The organism is Mycobacterium arosiense ATCC BAA-1401 = DSM 45069 (assembly GCF_002086125.1).
Lineage (GTDB): Bacteria > Actinomycetota > Actinomycetes > Mycobacteriales > Mycobacteriaceae > Mycobacterium > Mycobacterium arosiense.
Map to the genome: position 1 here is coordinate 1 of NZ_MVHG01000040.1, position 20,638 is coordinate 20,638.

Consider the following 20,638-nt stretch of genomic DNA (forward strand, 5'->3'; position numbering starts at 1 on the left):
GCAGGCACGCCGCACACGCGCATTTTGAATGAGGCAACGAAGAGCCACTTCGCGCGCATAAAAGGCGAGTCAACGCGGCCGTGGCTTGCTACTATCGAAAGTATGTTCGAATCGCCGGAGGAAGCCGCGCTGCTGGAGCGAATCGCCGCGCAGGAGCGAGCCAAGTCGGCGGCCGCGGCCGACCAGGCGCGGGCGGCCGCAGCCCTGGACGCGCTGCGTCGCGCGAACGAGGCGGCCGCCGGAATGCCGGTCGCCCAGCGCGGCCGCGGAGTAGCCAGCGAGATCGCCTTGGCGCGGCGGGACTCCCCCGCCCGGGGCGGGAGACATCTCGGATTCGCGAAGGCGTTGGTTTACGAGATGCCCCACACCCTGGCGGCCCTCGAGAGCGGGCGGCTGTCCGAATGGCGGGCCACGCTCATCGTTCGTGAGTCGGCCTGCCTGGACGTCGAGGACCGTCGCGCCCTGGATGCCGAACTGTGCGGCGACGAATCCTCGTTGGACGGGAAGGGCGACGCGCGAATCACCGCGGCCGCCCGGGCGATCGCCTACCGGCTCAATGCGCAGGCGGTGGTCGATCGTGCCGCCAAGGCCGAATCCGAACGCACAGTGACGATCCGGCCGGCTCCCGACACGATGACCTGGGTGACGGCATTACTGCCCGTAGCGCAGGGCGTCTCGGTCTACGCGGCGCTGAAGCGCACCGCCGACACCACTTTGGATCAACGCTCGCGTGGCCAGGTGATGGCTGACACGCTGGTTGAGCGGATTACCGGGCGACCCGCCGGCGTCGCTCAACCGATAGCGGTCAACCTGGTCATCTCCGACGAATCGCTGTTGGGTGGCGCACCAACCGCGGCGAACGTCGACGGGTACGGCCCGGTCCCCGCGGCGGTAGCCCGCCACCTGGTGAACGGTGCAGTGATCGACTCCCGGTCCCGCGCCACGCTGCGCCGGCTCTACCGACATCCGCGTTCCGGGGCCCTGGTGGCGATGGAATCGCGGGCGCGGCGTTTCCCAAAGAGCCTGGCCGCCTTCATCGGGTTTCGCGATGGACGCTGTCGCACCCCGTACTGCGATGCCCCCATCCGCCACCGCGACCACGCCAGTCCGTACCGTCGCGGCGGGTCGACGAGCGCGGCCAATGGGCTGGGCTTGTGTGAACGCTGCAACTACGTCAAGGAAGTGCCCGGCTGGCGCGTCGCGGCGGAAACGGACGAAAACGGTTCACATACAGCCGATTTCACCACGCCCACCGGCATGCACTATCGCTCCGGCGCGCCACCGGCGCCCGGGCCGTTCGGGGTGGAAGTCAGTGAGCTGGATACCGGGATCGGCGTCCGCCTGGCCGACCCGCACGCCGCATAGCTGGATCCCGCCGCAACTCATTCGGCGGGTCTAAGCTGGCGAGAGTGACTTCGTCGTCTGGATTTTACGGCTTGCAGCACATGGACTTCGACGCGCTTTATCGCGGCGAGACCCCCGGGAAAGGCATCCCGCCAATGGCCACACCGCCGTGGGATACCAAGGCGCCCAAGGACAGTGTCGTCGCATGGCACACCGGCGGCTGGGTGCATGGGGACGTCCTCGACATCGGCTGCGGTCTTGGCGACAACGCCATCTATCTTGCCAAGAACGGCTTCCGGGTAACCGGGCTGGACATCTCCCCGACCGCGTTGCGCACCGCCGAGCGGCGGGCCGCGGATGCGGGAGTGGACGTGACGTTTGCGGTGGCCGACTCGACCAAGCTCGCGGGCTACGCCAACGCCTTCGACACCGTCGTCGACAGCGGCATGTTCCACTGCCTCGACGAAGAGGGCAAGCGCAACTATGCCGCCGCGGCCCATCGGGCGACCAGGCCCGGCGCCACCCTGTTGATCAGCTGTTTCTCCGACGCGAACCCGACCGACCCGCAGTGGCCTCGGCCCGCGGTCTCCGAGCAGACGTTGCGCGAGGTCCTCGGCGGCGCGGGTTGGGACATCGAGTCACTAGAGCCGGCCACCATGCGCCGCGAATTGGACGGCAATCAGGTCGAAATGGAGTTTTGGTACGTCCGCGCGCAGCGGCACTAGCTTACTAGCGACCGAATCTGAGAACCCCCGGCCGGACCGCTACCCTGACCAGGTGAATCGCTCGACCCTCAACGGCAATGCCGCCTCGATCCGCGAGGTGTGCGACGCCGGCCTGCTCGCCGGCGCGGTCACCATGGTCTGGCAGCGCGGAGAACTGCTGCAGGTCAACGAGATCGGCTACCGCGACGTGGATGCGGGCCTGCCGATGCAGCGCGACACGCTGTTTCGCATCGCGTCGATGACCAAACCGGTGACGGTCGCAACGGTGATGAGCCTGGTCGACGAGGGCAAGCTGGCGCTGAAAGATCCCGTCACCCGCTGGGCGCCCGAACTGGCCGGCGTGCGGGTACTCGACGATCCGCACGGCCCGCTGGACCGCACCCACCCGGTGAACCGCGTCATCTTGATCGAGGATCTGCTCACCCACACCAGCGGGCTGGCCTACGGCTTCTCGGTGTCCGGGCCGATCGCCAAGGCCTATATGCGCCTGCCGTTCAACCAGGGCCCGGACGCCTGGTTGGCCGAACTGGCCAAGCTGCCGCTGGTGCATCAGCCCGGCGACCGGGTCACCTACAGCCATTCCATCGACCTGCTGGGCGTCATCGCCGCCCGCGTCGAGGACAAGCCGTTTTACCGGGTGCTCGACGAACGGATCCTGGGCCCCGCGGGCATGACGGACACCGGGTTCTTCGTCTCCCCCGACGCGCGGCGGCGCGCCGCGACCATGTATCGCCTCGACGAGCACAGCCGGCTGCATCACGGCGTGATGGGTCCGCCGCACATCACCCCGCCCTCGTTCTGCAACGCCGGCGGTGGATTGTGGTCCAGCGCCGACGATTACCTCCGGTTCGTCCGGATGTTGCTCGGCGACGGCACACTCGACGGCGTGCGGGTGCTCTCGGAAGAGTCCGTCCGGCTGATGCGGACCGACCGGCTCACCGACGAACAGAAGCGGCACAACTTCCTGGGCGCACCGTATTGGGTGGGCCGCGGCTTCGGGCTGAACCTGTCCGTGGTGACCGATCCGGCCAAGAGCACACCGCTTTTCGGGCCGGGCGGCCTCGGCACGTTCAGCTGGCCCGGCGCCTACGGGACCTGGTGGCAGGCCGACCCCGACGCGGACCTGATCCTGCTCTACCTGATCCAGAACCTGCCGGACCTGACCGTCGATGCGGCCACGGCCGTCGCCGGCAACACGTCGCTGGCCAAACTCCGCACGGCACAACCACGATTCGTCCGCAACACCTATCGCGCCCTCGGTCGTTAAAGTCACATCGCGATGCCCGAATACCCGCCCGACCGCATCAGCGGGCCAAGGCTGTCACTGCGCCCGCCCACGCTCGACGACGCCGGCGCGCTGTTCCAGCGGGTTGCCCGCGATCCCCAGGTCACCAAGTACCTGCTGTGGGCGCCGCACCCCGACGTGGCCGCCACGCGGCGCGTGATCACCGAGAAGTTGAACACCAGCGCGGACGAGAAGACCTGGGTCATCGAGTCGCGGCACCGCGGCGAGGTGATCGGCCTGGCCAGCTGCCGGCGCACCGCGCCGCACTCGGTCGAGGTGGGCTACTGCCTGGGCCGACGCTGGTGGGGCAAGGGATTGATGTCCGAGGTGCTCGGCATGTTGCTCGCCGCCCTCGACGCCGACCGCGAGGTGTATCGGGTGTGGGCCACCTGCAGCGTGGACAACACGCGCTCGGCGCGGCTGCTCGAGCACGCCGGCTTCTTCTTGGAGGGGCGGTTGGCCCGGCACGCGGTCTACCCGACCATGGGGCCCGAGCCGCAGGACAGCCTGCTGTACGCCAAGATTCTGCGCTGATTAGCTTTGCCGCACCGCGCCGTCGAGTTCGAGCGCGCGGCGCGCGTAGGCCCGCACGTCGGCGTCGCCGTCCTTGAGCGCGATTCCCAGCGCGTCCCGGGCGGCGGGCTCGCCGGCCCACCGGGTCAGGGACAGGACGGCCGCCTTGCGCACGTCCAGATGGGCGTCGGCGAGCGCCTCGGACAGCTGCGGAACCGCGAAGTCGGCCGGCGCGCCGGCCAGCGCGCGCGCCGCGCCTTCCCGCACCTGCCAGGCCGGCACCCGCAACGCCTGCTTTATGGCGGCGTAATCCTGTTCGCCGCAACCCAATTGGCCCAGCGCGGCCAGCGCGGCCGCGCGCACCAGTGGATCGGAGTCGGCGACGAGCCGACGCACGGCCTCGCCGGCCGGTACCGACGCCCCCCTCAGGGTCGCCAGCGCGGCCGCCGCCGCGATGCGGACCTCCCGGTTCTCGTCGTCGGCCGCGGCGACGACGCCCGCCACGTCGTCGACGGACACCAGCGCGCGCACCGCCTCGATGCGCACCCGATGATCGACGTCGGCGAGGGCGCGGCGGTATTGCGCGGCGTCGCCGGCCCGGCGGGCGGCCAGCACGTACACCGACGCCGCCCGCACCACCCGATCGCCCGAATCCAGGTGCTCCCGCACGCTTTCCGGCTCGGGCAGCACCTCGACCAGCTCGCGGATGCCGTCGGCGCTGGTGAGTCGGACTCCCGCGTCGTCGTCGTTCAGCGCGGCCACCAGTGCCGGCGCATACCCGTCGGGGATGTGCTCGGTCAGCGTCGACACCGCCGTGCGGCGCACCCCGGGATCCGCGTCCGCCAGGTAGGGCCCCAGGTCGGCGATCGTGGGCTCCTCGAGCGCCAGCACCTCGGCGATACGGGGCGAGGGCGGTTCGAATGCCGTGGTGGACGGGGTGATTCGGGACACCGCGGTGGCCGGCGCCTGGCCGCCGACCAGCGGCGGCTGCTCCACCGGGTACACGGTCTGGTCGGCGGGCGGCAGCCCGTCCAGTTCCGGGACGGGCACGAAATAGGGCGCAACCGGCCGCTTGAGGAACACCATCTCGCCGCTGTCGTCCTTGCGCAGGTTGAGGTGATAGCCCCATTGGTTGTCGTCACGGCCCGGCAGGTCGGCGCGATCGTGGTACAGCCCCCAGCGCGATTCGGTGCGGGTGTGCGACGAGCGGGCGGCCATCTCGGCGCAGTCCCGGATGAATGACACCTCGACCGCGCGCATCAGCTCGTGCGGATTGCGGGCGCCCATCTCGGCGATCTCGGCGCTCATGCGCTCGAAGGTGCGGATGGCCAGTGACAGCTTGGCCCCGGTTTTGGGGGGCGCGACGTAGTCGTTGACGAAGCGGCGCAGCTTGTATTCGACCTGGGGCTGCGGCGGGCCGTCCGGATGGCGCAGCGGCCGGTAGATCAGCTCGTGCGCCTCACGCACCTGGTGTTCCGGAAGGCGTTGCGGCGCAGCAACTTCAGCGAGCGTCGAGGCGGCGTGTGTGCCGGCCAGATCGCCGAAGACGAACGCCCCGATCATGTAGTTGTGCGGGACGCAGGCCATGTCGCCGGCGGCGTACAGCCCGGGCACCGTGGTGCGCGCGTGCTCGTCGACCCACACCCCGGAGGCGGAATGCCCGCTACACAAACCGATTTCGGAGATGTGCATCTCGATGTCATGGGTGCGGTAGTCATGACCGCGGTTGGCGTGGAAGGTGCCCCGGGTCGGCCGTTCGGTGGTGTGCAGGATGTTCTCCAGCGCGGTGAGCGTCTCGTCGGGCAGGTGCGACACCTTGAGATAGATGGGTCCGCGCGCGGAGTCGATCTCCCTTTTGACCTCGGCCATCATTTGGCCCGACCAGTAGTCGGAGTCGACGAACCGCTCGCCGTGGGCGTTGACCTGATAGCCACCAAAGGGATTCGCCACGTACGCACAGGCCGGGCCGTTGTAGTCCTTGATCAGCGGGTTGACCTGGAAGCACTCGATGCCGGACAGCTCCGCGCCCGCGTGGTAGGCCATCGAGTAGCCGTCACCGGCGTTCGTCGGGTTCTCGTAGGTGCCGTACAGGTAACCCGAGGCGGGCAGGCCGAGCCGGCCGCACGCGCCGGTGGCCAGGATGACCGCCTTGGCGCCGACCGTGACGAATTCGCCGGTGCGGGTGTTCAGCGCCGCCGCGCCGACCGCACGCCCGCCGTCCACCAGCACCCGGACCGGCATCAGCCGGTTCTCGATCTGGATCTTCTCGCGCATCGATCGCTGCCGCAGCACGCGATACAGCGCCTTCTTGACGTCCTTGCCTTCGGGCATCGGCAGCACGTAGGAACCCGAGCGGTGCACCCGGCGCACCGCGTATTCACCGCGGGAGTCCTTCTCGAACTTCACGCCGTAGCGCTCCAGCCGCTGCACCATCGCGAAGCCGCGGGTGACGGTCTGATACACCGTGCGCTGGTTGACGATTCCGTCGTTGGCGCGGGTGATCTCGGCGACGTAGTCCTCGGGCTCGGCCTTGCCCGGGATCACCGCGTTGTTCACCCCGTCCATGCCCATCGCCAGCGCACCGGAGTGGCGCACGTGGGCCTTCTCCAGCAGCAGCACCCGCGCGCCGTGCTCGGCGGCCGACAGCGCGGCCATGGTACCCGCGGTGCCGCCACCGATGACCAGCACGTCACAGTCGAGCCGGGTCGGGGCCGCCGGGTCGGGAATCTGCATCATGCCGCCACCGCCGAGTGATCAAGTGCCGCAATGACTTCGGCCCGCAGCGCGGGGCGCTGCCGATCGACGCGGGGCTCCGGCACGTCGATCAGGGTGCGCAGCGGCTGACCGGCCTTGCCCAGCACCGCGATGCGATCGCCCAGCAGCAGCGCCTCGTCGACATCGTGGGTGACGAAGACGATCGTCGTGGGATGGGCACGCCAGGTGTCGATCAGTAAGCGCTGCATGGCCGTGCGGGTCTGGGTGTCCAGCGCGCCGAACGGCTCGTCCATCATCACCGCGCGCGGCGCGCCGGCCAGCCCGCGGGCCAGCTGGACGCGCTGGCGCATGCCGCCGGACAGGCTCTTGGGCAGATAGTCACCGAAACCGGTCAGCCCCAGCTCGGCGATCCAGCGGTCCGCCTCGGCGCGCCGGCCGGCCCGGGGGACACCGCGTAGCCGCAGGGCCAGCTCGATGTTGGAGCGCACGGTGCGCCAGGGCAGCAGCGCGTTGTCCTGGAACACCATGCCCCGGTCGCCCGAGGTGGTCGTCACCTCGTCGCCGTCGGCCACGATCCGGCCCTCGTCCGGCCGCAGCAGGCCCGCCAGGGCCCGCAGCACCGTCGACTTGCCGCAACCCGAGGGACCGGTGAGCACCAGAATCTCCCCGGGGCGCGCCGTCAGGCTAAGCCCGTCGATCACCGGTTCTCCGGTGTAGGACAGGCGAACTCGATCCAGTTCCAGACTCACTCCGGCATGTTTGACAGTCATCGCTGTTCCTCCTCCGCGCGCGGCAGCCAACTGGTCACCCGACGGCCCACCACCTCGACGGCCGCCGCCGTCGCGAAACCCAGCACGCCGATGGTGATGATGCCGACGAACACCTGGGGATAGGCCAGCACGGTGTAGTCCTGCCAGGTGCGATAGCCGATCCCGAGCCGGCCGGAGATCATCTCGGCGGAGATCACGCAGATCCACGCCACGCCCATGCCGACCGACAAGCCACCGAACACCCCCGGCAGGATGCCGGGCAACACCACCTGCTTCAGCACATCGGCCCGTCCGCCGCCCAGGGTGCGCACCGAGTCCTCCCACAGTGTGGGCAGCGCGCGCACCGCGTGCCGCGTGCTGACCAAAATCGGGAAGTAGGCCGCGAGGAAGGTGATGAACACGATGCCGGCCTCGTCGGTGGGGAACAGCAGGATCGCCACGGGCACCATCGCGATGGCGGGGACGGGCCTGACCAACTCCGTCAGCGGGCCGAAGGTGTTGGCGAACAACCGGGATCGGCCCAGCAGCACGCCCGTCGCCACACCGACCACGGCGGCCAACCCGAAGCCGGTGAGGATGCGGATCAGCGACTGGGCCAGGTCAAGCCAGTACTCGCCCGTCTGCAGCCGGCGTCCCAGCGCGTGCACGATCTCGGTGACGGTGGGCAGCGTGTCGAAGCGCAGCAGCAGCCGGACCTTGTCGGCGGTGAGCAGTTGCCACAGCCCGATCGCGGCGACCACCGACGCGAGCCGCAGCAGCCGCCACTGCCACGGCGAGCCGGTGCGCCGGGGAGTGGCCGCCGCCGGGACCGCGTCGACGACTTGCGCGGACACCGTGGCTGCCGGGTCGCCGGTCAGATAGGCAGTCATACCGAACCTCCAAGGGCCTGTTGGTAATCGACGATGCTGCCGCCCGGGTGCGCGGCGAGATAGCGATGCGCGCCGGCCGGCGTCCCGAACGGCAGATAGGTCTGGCCGTTTTGCACCCAGACCGCCTTGTCGGCGAACCACCGGGTGCCCAGTTCCGCGTCGGGAACATAGGCGGCGCGGACTTTGGCGCCGTGGGCGGTCGCGTCCCGCACGGCCCGCAGCAGGTCTGTCGGGTTGGCCAGCGTCTGGGTGGAATCAGCGCCTTCGAGCCATAATTCGCTTGCCAGGGTGGGATCCCCGCGCAGCGCGGACGGGTTGGCGGTGGCGGCCCGGGCAGCGTCGTAGTTGCGGCCACGAGCGCCGAACACGGTGCGCAACGGCCCGTCCTGGACGAAGCCTGGCACGTCGAGGTCGGCGAAGTCGCCGATCGACTTCAGGTACGGCACATCGTTTTTCAGCGCCTCCACCAGTGATGGTTTGAGCGTGGTGTCGAACGAGGTGCCACCGGGTCCGTTGTAGAGGTACACCACTTCCTGCGGCAGCCCGCTCTGCTGGGCGACGATGCGGGCGGCCTGAAGGGGCTTGGAGTTCAAGAAGTCGGTGGCGTCGAGTTGGGCCTGCAGGAAGGCGCCCAGCACCTCCGGATGCGACGCCGCATACGAGCGCCGCACCACCACCCCGTGCAGGGTGGGCAGGTTCAGTTCGGCGCCGTCGTACAGCAGTTTGGCCTTGCCCTGATACACCAACAGCCCCGGCCAGGCGACGAACTGCGAAAGACCCTGAACCTGACCGGATTCCAGAGCCGAGGCGCCCACCTGCGGTTGCTGGTTGAGCACTTCCACACCTTTGATCCCGGCCCTGTCCAGCGCCCGCATCAACGTGCCGTGACCGGCCGATCCCACACTGGCCGAGACCTTGGAGCCGGCCAGGTCGCTCAACGTGGTCGCCGACGAACCCGGCGCCACCACCACCATGTTCAGGGCGCCCTTGGGGTTGTAACCCGTGATCGAGACGATCTCGGTTTTCGCCAGCGGGTTGGCCTGCGTCTTGGAGCCGTTGATCAGCATCGGATAGTCGCCCATCGAGCCGATGTCGATCTTTTCGGCGAGCATCTGCGCGGTGATCGGGGCGCCGGTGTCGTAATCCTGCCACCGCACCGCGTATTTCGTGCCGGTGCGGGTGGTGGTGTCGGCCAGCCGGTGTTCCAGGTAGCCCTGCGCGCGCAGCAGCGTACCCGCGGTGACCGTGTTGATGGTCTTGGACTGATATCCCACCACCACGTTGACCACGCCGGACGACTGCGACAGGGATTCCAGTGAGCAACCGGAGGTGAGCGCGGCGATCGCGATCACGACCGACGCCAGCGCAATGGCGCGTCGTTTCATCGAAGATCCTGGGGTTGAATGCTTTTCAGCGAAGGAGATAGGGCATGTTGACGGTGACGGCGCCGGTGGGACAGCGGGCCGCGCAGGGGCCGCAGTACCAGCACTCGTCGACGTGCATGAAGGCCTTGTTGGTCTCCGGGTCGATGGCCAGCGCATCGAGGGGGCAGACCTCGACGCACAGCGTGCAGCCGTCTATACACAGCGACTCGTCGATGGTGACCGGCACGTCGGCGCGGTTGTTGTTGATCAGCGTCATGGGTCGCTCCTCATCAGGTTGCCGCGCATGGTGATTCGGTCGCCGCGCATCCGGATGTACTCCAGGTCGACGGGTGTGCCGTCGGCCAGGCTGGTGAGCCGCTCCAGCATCAGCAGCGCCGCGCCGTCGGGCACCTGCAGCGTGGCCGCCGAGTGCGCATCGGCCGGGATGGCCTCGAGCGCCAACGCCGCCGAGCCCAGCCGCTGCCCGCTCACCTGCTCGATGAGGGAGAACAGGTCGTTGGTCTCCAGCGGATGGTCGAGCACCTGCCGGCCGATGTCCGGGGCGAGGTAGGTGAGGTCCAGGCTGAGCGGCAGCTCACCCAGGTAACGCAACCGCTCGACGAACACCGCCTGCTCACCCGGCTGCAGCCGCAGCCGGCGGGCCACCGACGGCGGCGCGGTGACCGGCATCGCGGCGCGCACCTCGTTGCGGACCTCACCGAAATCCTTGAACGCCTCCTTCAGGCCCAGCAGCGCGTCGAGCCCGTGATCGTACTTGCGCTGCGCGACGTGCGTGCCCACCTTCGGCCCGCGGTCGATCAGCCCCTCTTGCTTGAGGACGGCCAGAGCCTCGCGAATGGTGTTGCGCGATACCGAAAATTCGGCGGCCAGCTGCTGTTCGGCGGGCAGGCCCGCCGGATAGGCGTCGGCGTGGATCTGCTGGCGCAGCACGTCGGCGACCCGGCGGGCGCGGTCGGCCCTGGGTCTGCCAATCGGTACCGGATGCGCCACGGGAGTCACGCTAACGCAGCTCAAGGCCACTTTTCGGGTCGCCCATCGGCGTCGGAGACGGCGGCCGGGCGTATTGCGCCGGGCGGCCTTTGGGCCCGACCAGCGCAAACCGCCGCCCGCCTCGTCATTGCGCCACCTGCGAGGCGATGCACGCTTTCCGATCCCGGTGAGCGGAACCCGGGAAGCGACTCGTGAGCGTGGCTGCGGATCGTGCCCGGGCTTGCTAGCGTACGAAAGACCTCTTGAGTGTTCGAGTTCGAAGGACTGCGGTGAGGCCGCTTCGAATCACCGGTGCAATCATCGCCGCGGGCGGTGGCGTCGCGTTGGTCTCGGCGATGACCGCAATGGAACGCATCGGAGGGTGCGGCAACGGCTACGACCCACCCTGCCCACCGGGCATCGAAAAAGACTTCTATCTAATGGCCGCGGCGGTGATCGCCGTCGCTGTCGGGTCGATCATGACGTGGGGCTTCGGCCTGGCGGTGGCCATCGTGACCGCGGGGATCGCCGCGCTGGTCTATTCGCAGACCGTTCCGCCCAACCTGCGCAGCGGCGAGTTGATCACTGCGGGTGTGTGTTTCGGGCTGCTCGCACTCGGGGTTGCGATCGGGTCGGGGGCGCTACGCGATGCGGCCGCCAAACGCAAGGCCGCCGAGGACTCAGCCGGAAACGGACTTCGGTCTTCGCGATCCGGGGTGATCGACGGACGTTCACAGCTGTGGCGATAGTCCGAGTAGCGTCGGAGTTTGTGCGCGCGACCACAACTCGCGCGCCGGTTCGGTGCGGAGTCGCCCGCCGGCCCGAAGACGAGGGCGTGCCCGGCGCTCGACGTAGCGTTGACCCATGAGAGTCCTGCTCGTTGAGGATGAACCGCGGCTGTCCGCGACGGTGGCCAGGGGGCTCAAGGCGGAGGGGTTCGTCGTCGTGGCCGTCGGCAACGGTGTCGACGGTCTGCGGGAGGCCACCGACAACGCCTTTGACGCCATCGTGCTCGACATCATGCTGCCCGGCCTCAGCGGCTATGAGGTGCTGCGCCGGATGCGGTGCCGCAACGTGTGGACGCCGGTGCTCATGCTCACCGCCAAGGACGGTGAGTACGACGAGACCGACGCCTTCGATCTGGGTGCGGATGACTATCTGACGAAGCCGTTCTCGTTCCGGGTGCTGGTGGCGCGGTTGCGGGCGCTGGTTCGCCGCGGCGCACCGGCGCGGCCGGTGGTGCTCAAAGCCGGGTCGCTGGCGCTCGATCCCATCCGGCACACGGTCAAACGGGGCTCGACGCCGATCGCGCTGACCCCCCGCGAGTACGGGGTGCTCGAGTACCTGATGCGCAACATGGACGTGGTGGTGACCAAGGCCGAGATGTTGCAGAACGTCTGGGATGCCCATCATCGTGGCCCGGACAACGTCGTCGAGGTCTATGTGGGCTATCTGCGCCGCAAGATCGACGTTCCCTTCGGCACCAACACCATCGAGACGGTCCGGGGCGTCGGCTACCGATTGCTGTGCTGAGAGTCGCGCCGCGGCAACGTCACGACCATTCTGGTTCCGCCGCCCGGCGGGCCGTCGATGGCGACCGTGCCCTGATGGGCGGCGACGACCTCGGCGACGATCGCCAGGCCCAGCCCGGTCCCTCCCCCGCTGCGGGCCCGGTCGGAGTCCAGGCGCACGAAACGTTCGAACACCCGGTTGCGGTCGGCGGGAGCGATTCCGGGGCCGTCATCGCTGACGCTAAGGATCGCCGCCGCGCCGTCGCCGCGGACTTCGATGGCGACACACGAAACCGCGTGTCGGACAGCGTTTTCGACGAGGTTGCGAATCATCCGCGACATGGCCACCGGGTCGGCGTCCAGGCGCACCGGGCGAAAATCGGTGTGGATGACGCTCGGCGCGTCGCGGCGGGCCCGGTCGGCCTCGGCCGAAGCGAGGTCGTCGAGGGCCACCGGCTCCTTGCGCCGGACCAGCCGCTGCTCGTCGGCACGGGCCAGCAGCAGCAGGTCTTCGATCAGCGTGTGCATGCGCTGCGCCTCGGGCAGCAAGGTGTTGACCGCCAGCTCGGCGTCGAGCAATTCGGGATGGGCCTCGGCCACTTCCAGGCCGGAGATGATGGTGGCCAGCGGGCTGCGCAATTCGTGGGACGCGTCGCCGACGAAGCGTTGCTGCGCGCGGTGACCCGCTTCCAGCCGCGAGAGCATCTCGTTCATGGTGACGGCCAGGGCCGCGATCTCGTCATGGCTGTCGGGCACCGGGACCCGCTCGGCCAGATCGGACGTCGAGATGTCGGCCACCCTGGTCCGAATCGCGTCCACCGACTGCAGCGAGCGGCGCACCAGCCAGTAGGTCGCCCCCGCCACCACCGCGACGATCACCGGCGCGCTGCAGGCCAACAGGATCGCCAGGGCTCGCGCGGTCCCCTCGACCGCCTCGCTGCCCCCTCCCACCAGCACGGTGTAGACACCGGATCGGGTTGCGACCTTTTGGCCGCTGACCCGCATGTCGTCACCGGTCACCGCGTCGTCGGGCAGGCCGCGACGCAGGTCGAAGTCGAACTGGTTCGGCGCGGCCAGCGGTGTTTTCGGCGCCGAGCCGGATCGCTTGACGACGTCGCCGTTCGGACCGATCAGCTGGGTCGCGACCACCCGCTGGTCGGTGTGCAGCAACGCGATGTCGAGGTCGTCCAACGAATCGGACCGCAGCGCCTTGGTGATATCGCGGACCCTTTCGGCGGCGGCGTAGTCGACGCCCGCCAACAGCGACCGGTACAGAATCGCGTCCAGTCCCGCGCCGGCGACGCCGAGCGCGCACAGCACGACGACCGCCGACACCGCCGCCGAGCGGGCGGAGATGCCCAGGTGCGGGCGAGCACCGAATTTCCGCACGCCCTCAATTCTGCAGGCCCGCGGGCACAGGAGAGAACACCGAGGTCAGCGCGCTCTCAGCGACCTCTCAGCGCAGCCGTCCTAAGCTGACAGGGTCATGTGTGGTACCGGACGCTCTTCGCGTCGTCCCAATCGTGTGATCACCCGAGTGCTGGTCAGCGCGGCAGTCTTGCTCGGCCCGGGCGTCCTGGTGGCGGCGCCGGCCGGCGCCGACCCCAGTCCGTTCAGCACCCTGCGCTCGAGCTGCAACCAAACGGCCCCGGCCGGCCGGGACGCGCTGATCCAGGGAATCCGGCGGGGCATCTCGGACTGGTCGCCCGGGGCGCCGCGCACCTCCGCGCGCACCACCTGCGCAGCCCAGCCGGTTCCGACACCGCGCTGATCGCTCAGCCGCTGTCGGCGACCGACCGCACGGACGGGGCGTCGTTGGCCCCGTTGTTGCGCGCACCATTGGTTGCGGACGCGTCCGAGGGCAGCTCGAAGGCCGCGGTCACCGATCCCACCGCGGCCATCGCGGCGTTGCGTTGCGCCTCCATGCGCGCCAGCGCCGTCTCGGTGAACACCGACAACCCCAAATCCGGGTTGTAGCCGTGGATTTCCTTGACGTCGAGCTGAGCCAGGAAGTAGACGATCTCCTTGGACACCACCTGGCCGGGGACCAGCACCGGGAAGCCCGGCGGGTAGGGCACCACGAACGTGGTCGAGACCAAGGTTTTGCCCTCGGCCAGTCGCCGCCCGGCCATGCCGATCAGCACGTGTTCGCGGTCGGACTCCTCGTATCCGGCGTAGAACGCCGAGCGCATGTCACCGAATCTGCACTCGTCGACGGGCTTGAACGCCAGGTCGAATGCACTGAAGTCGGGCAGATGCGGCAGGTCCTGGGTGATCTCCTCGACATGACGTTCGTGCAGCGCCCGGTCGGCGGCGCTGGCCGCCTTCTGGACGCGGTCGAAATCGGTTGCCACCCTTCGCAACACATCGAGCAGGTAGTGAACGCTCGACCAGGTGACGCCGATCGTGAAGATCAGCAACACGCTGTTGATCGACGTCTTGTTGATCTGGATGCCGAATCGCTCCATCAGGATCTTCTCGCGGAAGTCGTAGCCGTTCATCCCGGTCGCGCCGACGAACAAGGTCACCCGGGTGGCGTCCAGCACGAACTGGTCGGAGCGCCACGCCTCGTTCCACTCGGCCAGCGCCCCCTGCCGGACCTCGCGGTAGGAGCTCACCGAGGACTCGCGGAATTCCTCTGGCACCAAATCGGATTCGTCGAGGATGCGGAACCACTTGCTGATCAACCGGTCCTTGCGCACCCGATGCCGGAAGACCAGCGCCATGTCGTAGACCTGCCGGACCAGTTGGAAGCCCTCGATGTCGACCTGGCGGCGGGCCAGGTCCAGTGACGCCAACAGTTGCTGGTTGGGCGACGTCGAGGTGTGGGTCAGAAAAGCCTCAGCGAACGAATCGCGGGTGAGCGCGTTGAAATCCTGGTCGCGCACGTGGATCATCGACGCCTGCCGAAGCGCCGACAGCGACTTGTGCGTGGAATGCGTGGCGTAGACGCGAACCCGCGCGGTGGCCGGGTCGGGCATCAGCTCGCGCTCGAGCCACTCCGACCGGTCGACGCACTCCATGGTCGCCGCCCATTTCCGGTATTCCTCACCGTATTCCGGCGACGCCAGCATCTGCTCGAGGCGCTCGGCGGCCACCATCGCGGTCCGCTGCCGGGCCCATGGCACCGCCGTGGCGAACGCGTACCACGCCTCGTCCCACAAAAAGCAGATGTCCGGCTTGATCGCCAGCACCTCCTGCATGACCTGCAGGGGGTGGTAGACGACGCCGTCGAAGGTGCAGTTGGTCAGCAGCAGCATGCGCACCCGGTGCAGCTGCCCCGCCGCTTCCAGGTCGAGCAGGGTCTGCTTGATGGTGCGCAGCGACACCGCGCCGTAGATCGCGAACTTCGGCAGCGGGTAGGCGTCCAGATACAGCGGGTAGGCGCCGGCCAGCACCAGGCCGTAGTGGTGCGACTTGTGGCAGTTGCGGTCGATCAGCACGATGTCGCCGGGCCGGGTCAGCGACTGGACGACGATCTTGTTGGCCGTCGACGTCCCGTTGGTGACGAAGTAGGTGTGGTCGGCATTCCACGTCGTGGCGGCCTTGTCCATCGCCTTCTTGATGTTGCCGTGCGGGTCCAGCAGCGAGTCCAGGCCACCGGAGGTGGTAGAGGTTTCGGCCATGAAGATGTTGCGGCCGTAGAACTCCCCCATGTCCTGCAGCGACCTGGAATTGAAGATGCTGGCACCGCGCGCGACGGGCAGCGCGTGGAATTGCCCGACCGGCGCGGCGGCGTACGCCCGCAACGCATCGAAAAACGGTGTGGCGTAACGGTTCCGCAGACCGGCGAGCACGGTGCTGTGCAGGTCGGTGACGTCGTTGAGCCGGTAGAACGTGCGGTCGTAGACGTCGGGTCCGGTGTCGTCGCCGGCCGCGATCGACTCGTCGGTGAGCAGATACAGGTCGATGTGGGGCCGCAGCTCCCTGATCCACTCGCCGCACTCCACCCAATAGTTGGCGCGGTCGGGAATGCCGTCTTCGGCGTCCTCGTTGGGCCCGAGCAGCGTGTTCATCAGCGGCAGCCGGTCGCGGGACCGCAGCGGCAGGTCGTCGCGAATGATCGCGGCCTGGATCTCCCCGTTCAGCGCGACCGCGGTGATGGCGTCTTCGACGCTGGGCACCACCAGGATCTCGAACTGCACGTCGTCCGACGGTGCGCGCAGCATGCGCAGGCACTCGGCCAGGCTGTCCGGCGCGGTGCTGGGGGCGTCGTCGGCGAGCAGCACGGTATAGAAGTGCTGCTGTTTGGCCTGGGCCACCAGTTCCTGGTCATCCAGCGGCGCCGACGTGTCGAAAAGCCCTGCGCGGTCGCCATATTCACTGAGCAACCGCACGGCCAGGGACACCTCTTCGGTGAGCCGCACCGTGGACAGGCTTTCCAGGTGCGCGCGGAAGATGGCCAGATTCGCCGCCCCGGGGTACAGCCAGTACCGCTCGTAGGCGGCGATGCGGTCCATCAGGCGTTTCACCCGGGCCACGTCGTGGGTCTTGTCCAGTCCGGCGAGGTCCACCTCGGCGAGGTGCCGGCAGGCATCGTCGAGCAGGTTCCAGGTGTCCACCCGCGCGTAGGACGGATTCGCCACGGCCGCCAGGGCCGACACCCGAAGTCGCCGCGGCTGAGTGCTGTATCGAATCATGACCTCACCTGCTCTTCTCGGATCGCCGCCGCTGACGTGCCGCTCGTATTGTGAACCCGCCGCGGCATGCCCGTGGGCGTTTCACCCCGGCGATTACCCCGGGTGCTGTTCACCCAACGATCCGGGGCCCTCCGGGGTTGCAGCGTCGGGGCCCACCGGACCCCGGACCGCCTGGGCGGCGGCCCGGATCTGCGGCGTCACCAGCATGACGTGGCCGAGCACCCCGTTGACGAAGCCCGGCGAGTCGTCGGTGGACAATTCCTTGGCCAGCTGGACGGCCTCGTCGACGGCGACCGGCTCGGGCACGTCGTCGGCGTACAGCAACTCCCACACCGCGACCCGCAGGATCGCGCGGTCCACGGCGGGCAGCCGATCCAGCGTCCAGCCCTGCAGATGCGAGCTGATCAGGTCGTCGATGTGCGCGGCGTGCTCGCCGACGCCCCGGGCCGCCGCGGCCGTATACGGCTGCAGCGGCGCGATCTCGGAATTCGTTTCGGCGAGCCCGGTGCGGACGTCGACGACCTCCGCCGGGCTCAGTCCGCGGGCCTCGGCCTCGAACAACAGGTCGACGGCGCGTTTGCGGGCCTGATGGCGTCCCCTCACGGGTCTACTCACGCGTTGATGCGCCCCAAGTAGCTGCCGTCGCGGGTGTCCACCTTCAGCTTGTCGCCGGTGTTGATGAACAGCGGCACCTGGATCTCGGCGCCGGTCTCCACGGTGGCCGGCTTGGTGCCGGCGCTGGACCGGTCGCCCTGCAGGCCGGGCTCGGTGTGGGTGACCTCCATCTCGACCGACACCGGCAGCTCGAGGTACAGCGGTGACCCGTTGTGGAACGCGACCTGCACCGGCAGGCCCTCCAGCAGGAACCGGGCGGCGTCACCGACCAGCGACTCCGGCAACGGGTGCTGCTCGTAGTCCTCGCTGTCCATGAACACGAAGTCCGAACCGTCGCGGTACAGGTAGGTGGCGTCGCGCCGATCGACGGTCGCGGTCTCCACCTTGACCCCGGCGTTGTACGTCTTGTCGACGACCTTGCCCGAGAGCACGTTCTTCAGCTTGGTCCGGACGAAGGCCGGGCCCTTGCCGGGTTTGACGTGCTGGAACTCGACGATCTGCCACAGCTGGCCGTCGATCACCAGCACCAGTCCGTTCTTGAAATCGGCAGTGCTTGCCACGGTTCGGTATGTCTCCTCGGGATGAACAGTCGTCTGCGGACTGTCTGCGACTTGTCGGCTAGTTTAGAGCGCCGCGGGACCGGGGCTCGCGCGCCGGGGTCGGGCGGTCGACGGGCCAAACCGGATCAGCGGCGCACCTGTTCGGAGCCCAGCGCCACGTCCTCGTCGGGCGACGGCAACGGCTTGATCATGGTCAGCAGCGGGAGGCGGACCGTCCCGGCGAACGGCATGCGGATCGCGAAGTAGACGATCTGCATTTCCAGCCGCGTCTCCCGGAGGGGCTGGGCGTAGAGGTCCCACCGAAAATCCCGGAGCCGCGCCAAACCCCGTGCCACCCCGTTCACGCACCCGACTGTACTCGCGGGGGCAACCCCCGGAGGTCGCGCGACGACTACCCCAGGACGGCCAGCTCCTTGGGGAACTTGGTCAGCAATTCCGGTGGTTTGCCGCTGGCCTGCTGCGGCACCACCAAGGTGTCCTCGATGCGCACCCCGCCGCGGCCGGGCAGGTAGACGCCCGGTTCCACGGTCACCACGGATTCGGCCAGCAACGTGCCGGTGGACGTGGCGCCGATGCCCGGCGCTTCGTGGATTTCCAGGCCCACGCCGTGGCCCAGGCTATGGCTGAACTGCTCGCCGTAACCGGCGTCGGCGATCACCCGGCGGGCGGCGGCGTCCACCTCGCGCAGGTCGGCGCCGGCGTGCAGCGCCTCCCGGCCGGCCCGCTGCGAGTCGGCGACCAGCTGGTAGATCTCCAACTGCCAGTCGGCGGCCTTGCCGAGCACGAAGGTGCGGGTCATATCGGAGTGGTAACCACCGACCAGCGCTCCGAAGTCGATCTTCACGAAATCGCCGTTGGCCAACACGGCATCGGTCGGGCGATGGTGTGGGATCGCCGAATTCGGGCCGGCGGCCACGATGGTCTCGAACGAGATCGCGTCGGCGCCGTGGTCGAGCATCAGGGCTTCCAGCTCGCGGCTGACCTCGCGTTCGGTCCGGCCGGGCCGCAGGCCGCCGCGCGCCACCAGATCGCCGAGCGCGGCGTCGGCCGCCTCGCAGGCCAGGCGCAGCAGCGCGACCTCGCCGGCGTCCTTGACCTCGCGCAGCGCTTCGACGGTTCCGGCGGCCTTGACCAACTCGGTGGCCGCCTTGCGGTCGTCGAGCTCACGGGTCAGCGCGTCGAACCCGTCGACGGTGACCACGTTGCTTTCGAAGCCCAGCTTGCGCGCGCCCGCCTCGGCGGCCTGCGCGACCAGGTACCGCCCGAGCGCCCGTTCGATGGCCACGTCGAGGTCGGGCGCCTGCTCGGCGGCCTGGGTTCGGTACCGCCCGTCGGTGGCCAGCACGGGGCCCCGGTCGTCGGCGAACACCAGCAACGCGCCGTTGGACCCGGTGAAACCGGAGAGGTAACGGACGTTCACCAGGTCCGTGACCAGCAGCGCGTCCAATCCGCTGGCCTCAAGTCTTGCTTTGAGCCTGTCTCGACGCTGTGAATGTGTCACAGGTCTTGACGGTACTCGCTACGCTTTTGGGCCATGAGTAACTGGATGCTGCGCGGATTGGTGTACGCCGCGGCGATGGTCGTGGTCCGATTGTTCCAGGGTGCACTGATCAACGCGTGGCAGACGAACGCGGGGTTGTTCAGCGTGCTGCTGCTGCTGCTGTTCATCATCGGCGTGGCCATTTGGGGGGTGCTCGACGGCCGGGCCGACGCCCGCGCCAACCCGGATCCGGATCGCCGCGGCGACCTGGCGATGACGTGGCTGCTGGCCGGCTTGGTCGCCGGTGTGCTCAGCGGCGCCGTGTCCTGGCTGATCGCGCTCTTCTACAACGGCCTGTACACCGGCGGCCTGCTCAACGAGCTCACGACCTTCGCCGCCTTCACCGCGTTGTGCGTGTTCCTGCCCGGAATCGTCGGCGTGACCATCGGACGCTGGCGGGTGGACCGCAATCCCCCGCCGCGGCGGCCGGGCACCGACGACGAGCGAGCCGACACCGACGTGTTCTCCGCGGTGCGCGGCGACGACGCCCCCACCGGCGAGATCCCCACACAGAACTCCGGCGCTGCGGCGGAAGGGCGGACCGGGTCGGTGGCCACCGCCGAGCGCGAGGCGCCCACCGACACGGTGCCCACCACCGAATCACCGACCGAGACGATCCCCAAGCCCGGGGACGACCCGAAGACCGAGGTGATCCGCACCCGCGACGAGCACACCAAGCCGGACCACGGCAAGGGCCAGCCCTAGCCGTCGGCGCCGGGCTCGGTGGCCAGATAGCGCAGGGCGAGCAGATAGCCCTGCACCCCCAGCCCGACGATCACGCCGGTGGCGACCGGGCTCAGGTAGGAATGCCGCCGAAATTCCTCGCGCGCATGGACATTGGAGATGTGCACCTCGATCAGCGGTGCGCTCAGCTCGGTGCAGGCGTCCCGCAGCGCCACCGACGTGTGGGTAAGCCCGCCGGCGTTGAGGATCACCGGTTCGCCCGCATCGGCGGCCGCATGGATCCAGTCCAGCAGTTCAGCTTCGTTATCGCTTTGCCGCACAACAGCTTTGAGGCCCAGGACGTCGGCCTCCCGCTCGATGAGCGCCGCCAACTGATCGTGCGTCGTGTCGCCGTAAACGTCGGGCTCGCGCCGCCCCAGCCGGCCCAGGTTCGGGCCGTTGATGACGTTGACCACGGTGGTCATCGGCGCCGCTCCTTCTCATCGGTTCCCTCTGCGTCGTCGCCGGCGCGGG

The 20,638-nt window shown here is 68.8% G+C and carries 21 protein-coding genes; 8 read left to right on the plus strand and 13 right to left on the minus strand.

Translation table 11 applies throughout. The annotated features are described in order from the left end of the window. The first annotated feature begins 102 nt into the window (after positions 1 to 102). The 4 genes from BST14_RS16025 to BST14_RS16040 all read left to right on the plus strand — a co-directional run bounded on the left by BST14_RS16025 (position 103) and on the right by BST14_RS16040 (position 3,888). Positions 103 to 1,365: an HNH endonuclease gene (locus BST14_RS16025; protein WP_083065334.1), complete on the plus strand. Its 1,263-nt coding sequence runs from the start codon at positions 103 to 105 to the stop codon at positions 1,363 to 1,365. Positions 1,366 to 1,436: 71 nt separating this feature from the next. Then, positions 1,437 to 2,069 carry a class I SAM-dependent methyltransferase gene (locus BST14_RS16030; protein WP_142279429.1) on the plus strand — a complete coding sequence of 211 codons (633 nt, stop codon included), beginning with the start codon at positions 1,437 to 1,439 and terminating at the stop codon, positions 2,067 to 2,069. 52 nt (positions 2,070 to 2,121) lie between these two features. Continuing rightward, positions 2,122 to 3,336: a serine hydrolase domain-containing protein gene (locus tag BST14_RS16035; protein WP_083065336.1), complete on the plus strand. Its 1,215-nt coding sequence runs from the start codon at positions 2,122 to 2,124 to the stop codon at positions 3,334 to 3,336. Positions 3,337 to 3,348: 12 nt separating this feature from the next. Beyond that, a complete protein-coding gene (locus BST14_RS16040) occupies positions 3,349 to 3,888 on the plus strand; it encodes a GNAT family N-acetyltransferase (RefSeq protein WP_083065337.1) in 540 nt (179 codons plus the stop codon). On the opposite strand, the gene BST14_RS16045 is transcribed toward BST14_RS16040, so the two are convergent. The 6 genes from BST14_RS16045 to BST14_RS16070 are packed head-to-tail and all read right to left on the minus strand — an operon-like array spanning position 3,889 to position 10,605. Next, positions 3,889 to 6,603, minus strand: coding sequence for a fumarate reductase/succinate dehydrogenase flavoprotein subunit (locus tag BST14_RS16045; RefSeq protein WP_211280731.1), 2,715 nt, complete (start codon positions 6,601 to 6,603; stop codon positions 3,889 to 3,891). It abuts the gene before it with no gap. Further along, positions 6,600 to 7,352, minus strand: a complete 753-nt coding sequence (locus BST14_RS16050; RefSeq protein WP_083065338.1) for an ABC transporter ATP-binding protein — start codon at positions 7,350 to 7,352, stop codon at positions 6,600 to 6,602. The genes BST14_RS16045 and BST14_RS16050 overlap by 4 nt, the downstream gene beginning before the upstream one ends. Continuing rightward, on the minus strand, positions 7,349 to 8,221 hold the full coding sequence (locus tag BST14_RS16055; protein WP_083065339.1) for an ABC transporter permease: 873 nt from the start codon (positions 8,219 to 8,221) through the stop codon (positions 7,349 to 7,351). The genes BST14_RS16050 and BST14_RS16055 overlap by 4 nt, the downstream gene beginning before the upstream one ends. Beyond that, complete coding sequence (locus tag BST14_RS16060) at positions 8,218 to 9,606, minus strand: ABC transporter substrate-binding protein (protein WP_083065340.1); 1,389 nt, start codon at positions 9,604 to 9,606, stop codon at positions 8,218 to 8,220. Before BST14_RS16060 ends, BST14_RS16055 begins: the two co-directional genes overlap by 4 nt. Positions 9,607 to 9,631: 25 nt before the next feature. Next, on the minus strand, positions 9,632 to 9,862 hold the full coding sequence (locus BST14_RS16065; RefSeq protein ID WP_083065341.1) for a 4Fe-4S dicluster domain-containing protein: 231 nt from the start codon (positions 9,860 to 9,862) through the stop codon (positions 9,632 to 9,634). After that, positions 9,859 to 10,605 carry a GntR family transcriptional regulator gene (locus BST14_RS16070; RefSeq protein ID WP_083065342.1) on the minus strand — a complete coding sequence of 249 codons (747 nt, stop codon included), beginning with the start codon at positions 10,603 to 10,605 and terminating at the stop codon, positions 9,859 to 9,861. Before BST14_RS16070 ends, BST14_RS16065 begins: the two co-directional genes overlap by 4 nt. A gap of 260 nt (positions 10,606 to 10,865) precedes the next feature. On the opposite strand from BST14_RS16070, the gene BST14_RS16075 reads away from it, so the two are divergent. Beyond that, positions 10,866 to 11,324 carry a hypothetical protein gene (locus tag BST14_RS16075; protein ID WP_083065343.1) on the plus strand — a complete coding sequence of 153 codons (459 nt, stop codon included), beginning with the start codon at positions 10,866 to 10,868 and terminating at the stop codon, positions 11,322 to 11,324. A 115-nt stretch (positions 11,325 to 11,439) separates the two neighbouring features. Next, positions 11,440 to 12,108 (plus strand): response regulator transcription factor, encoded by a 669-nt coding sequence (locus BST14_RS16080; RefSeq protein WP_083065344.1) that lies wholly within the window; start codon positions 11,440 to 11,442, stop codon positions 12,106 to 12,108. Here the strand turns inward: BST14_RS16080 and BST14_RS16085 are convergent. Next, positions 12,090 to 13,505, minus strand: a complete 1,416-nt coding sequence (locus BST14_RS16085) for a sensor histidine kinase (protein WP_083065345.1) — start codon at positions 13,503 to 13,505, stop codon at positions 12,090 to 12,092. The genes BST14_RS16080 and BST14_RS16085 overlap by 19 nt on opposite strands. 106 nt (positions 13,506 to 13,611) lie before the next feature. On the opposite strand from BST14_RS16085, the gene BST14_RS16090 reads away from it, so the two are divergent. After that, positions 13,612 to 13,857: a hypothetical protein gene (locus tag BST14_RS16090; protein WP_245845429.1), complete on the plus strand. Its 246-nt coding sequence runs from the start codon at positions 13,612 to 13,614 to the stop codon at positions 13,855 to 13,857. Positions 13,858 to 13,861: 4 nt separating this feature from the next. Here BST14_RS16090 and BST14_RS16095 read toward each other — a convergent pair whose 3' ends face one another. The 5 genes from BST14_RS16095 to BST14_RS16115 all read right to left on the minus strand — a co-directional run bounded on the left by BST14_RS16095 (position 13,862) and on the right by BST14_RS16115 (position 19,402). Next, positions 13,862 to 16,726: an aminotransferase class I/II-fold pyridoxal phosphate-dependent enzyme gene (locus BST14_RS16095; protein WP_083065346.1), complete on the minus strand. Its 2,865-nt coding sequence runs from the start codon at positions 16,724 to 16,726 to the stop codon at positions 13,862 to 13,864. 93 nt (positions 16,727 to 16,819) lie between these two features. Continuing rightward, positions 16,820 to 17,341, minus strand: a complete 522-nt coding sequence (gene nusB / locus BST14_RS16100; protein WP_083065347.1) for a transcription antitermination factor NusB — start codon at positions 17,339 to 17,341, stop codon at positions 16,820 to 16,822. After that, positions 17,338 to 17,901: an elongation factor P gene (gene efp, locus BST14_RS16105; RefSeq protein WP_083065348.1), complete on the minus strand. Its 564-nt coding sequence runs from the start codon at positions 17,899 to 17,901 to the stop codon at positions 17,338 to 17,340. The genes nusB and efp overlap by 4 nt, the downstream gene beginning before the upstream one ends. Positions 17,902 to 18,026: 125 nt before the next feature. Then, positions 18,027 to 18,245 (minus strand): hypothetical protein, encoded by a 219-nt coding sequence (locus tag BST14_RS16110; protein ID WP_083065349.1) that lies wholly within the window; start codon positions 18,243 to 18,245, stop codon positions 18,027 to 18,029. A gap of 47 nt (positions 18,246 to 18,292) precedes the next feature. Then, on the minus strand, positions 18,293 to 19,402 hold the full coding sequence (locus BST14_RS16115) for a M24 family metallopeptidase (protein WP_083065350.1): 1,110 nt from the start codon (positions 19,400 to 19,402) through the stop codon (positions 18,293 to 18,295). A 33-nt stretch (positions 19,403 to 19,435) separates the two neighbouring features. Here BST14_RS16115 and BST14_RS16120 point away from each other — a divergent pair, with 33 nt between their 5' ends. Next, entirely contained in the window at positions 19,436 to 20,146 is a 711-nt protein-coding gene (locus tag BST14_RS16120) for a B-4DMT family transporter (RefSeq protein ID WP_211280732.1), read from the plus strand. Here BST14_RS16120 and aroQ read toward each other — a convergent pair. Further along, positions 20,143 to 20,589: a type II 3-dehydroquinate dehydratase gene (aroQ, locus tag BST14_RS16125; RefSeq protein WP_083065351.1), complete on the minus strand. Its 447-nt coding sequence runs from the start codon at positions 20,587 to 20,589 to the stop codon at positions 20,143 to 20,145. The genes BST14_RS16120 and aroQ overlap by 4 nt on opposite strands. Between the last annotated feature and the right edge of the window lie 49 nt (positions 20,590 to 20,638).

Bases quoted from the DNA above. Each gene is read 5' to 3' on its own strand.
- BST14_RS16025 (WP_083065334.1), top strand. From the start codon at position 103: ATGTTCGAATCGCCGGAGGAAGCCGCGCTGCTGGAGCGAATCGCCGCG.
- BST14_RS16040 (WP_083065337.1), top strand. From the start codon at position 3,349: ATGCCCGAATACCCGCCCGACCGCATCAGCGGGCCAAGGCTGTCACTG.
- BST14_RS16045 (WP_211280731.1), bottom strand. From the start codon at position 6,603: ATGATGCAGATTCCCGACCCGGCGGCCCCGACCCGGCTCGACTGTGAC.
- BST14_RS16050 (WP_083065338.1), bottom strand. From the start codon at position 7,352: ATGACTGTCAAACATGCCGGAGTGAGTCTGGAACTGGATCGAGTTCGC.
- BST14_RS16055 (WP_083065339.1), bottom strand. From the start codon at position 8,221: ATGACTGCCTATCTGACCGGCGACCCGGCAGCCACGGTGTCCGCGCAA.
- BST14_RS16060 (WP_083065340.1), bottom strand. From the start codon at position 9,606: ATGAAACGACGCGCCATTGCGCTGGCGTCGGTCGTGATCGCGATCGCC.
- BST14_RS16065 (WP_083065341.1), bottom strand. From the start codon at position 9,862: ATGACGCTGATCAACAACAACCGCGCCGACGTGCCGGTCACCATCGAC.
- BST14_RS16080 (WP_083065344.1), top strand. From the start codon at position 11,440: ATGAGAGTCCTGCTCGTTGAGGATGAACCGCGGCTGTCCGCGACGGTG.
- BST14_RS16095 (WP_083065346.1), bottom strand. From the start codon at position 16,726: ATGATTCGATACAGCACTCAGCCGCGGCGACTTCGGGTGTCGGCCCTG.
- BST14_RS16120 (WP_211280732.1), top strand. From the start codon at position 19,436: ATGAGTAACTGGATGCTGCGCGGATTGGTGTACGCCGCGGCGATGGTC.
- aroQ (WP_083065351.1), bottom strand. From the start codon at position 20,589: ATGACCACCGTGGTCAACGTCATCAACGGCCCGAACCTGGGCCGGCTG.